This is a genomic window from Gluconobacter sp. P1D12_c (assembly GCF_018812105.1).
In the GTDB taxonomy this organism is placed as follows: Bacteria; Pseudomonadota; Alphaproteobacteria; order Acetobacterales; family Acetobacteraceae; genus Gluconobacter; species Gluconobacter oxydans_A.
Genome location: NZ_JACSIQ010000883.1, coordinates 1 through 357, shown reverse-complemented (window position 1 = coordinate 357; position 357 = coordinate 1). Strand labels below are relative to the sequence as shown.

Sequence of the window (357 nt, the reverse complement as noted above, 5' to 3'; positions counted from 1 at the left end):
CAGTACCCCACAAACTGAGGGTCGGAGATTGTTATGGATATGGTAAAGAAGGAAAAATATAGAGAAATAGAGAGAGAAGTACAGAGGCTTGAAAATCTGTTCAATATAAAGGCTGTGCGATTGAAGGCACGTTATGAGACCAAGGCTATTCGTTATATGTTTGGGAATGGGGTCGAGGTTTATTGCGGTTGGGAAAAGCCTTACGATATCATGACTTGTTTGCATGACCATTATATTGACCATTCTTTTCCTGTGAAGGATGTGAAAAGTTATAGAGATTATTTGCGTTGTCTTCCTTCGCATTCTTCTTTGTTTTTGGATTACATAGAAAGCAGGGGATATGGTTTTTTAAGATTC

General features: G+C 38.4%; 1 protein-coding gene. It reads left to right on the top strand.

The features are described 5' to 3' along the window. Positions 1 to 33: 33 nt before the first annotated feature. Positions 34 to 357: hypothetical protein (locus KP705_RS19640; protein WP_215765527.1), on the top strand; the 324-nt coding region annotated here is incomplete at its 3' end.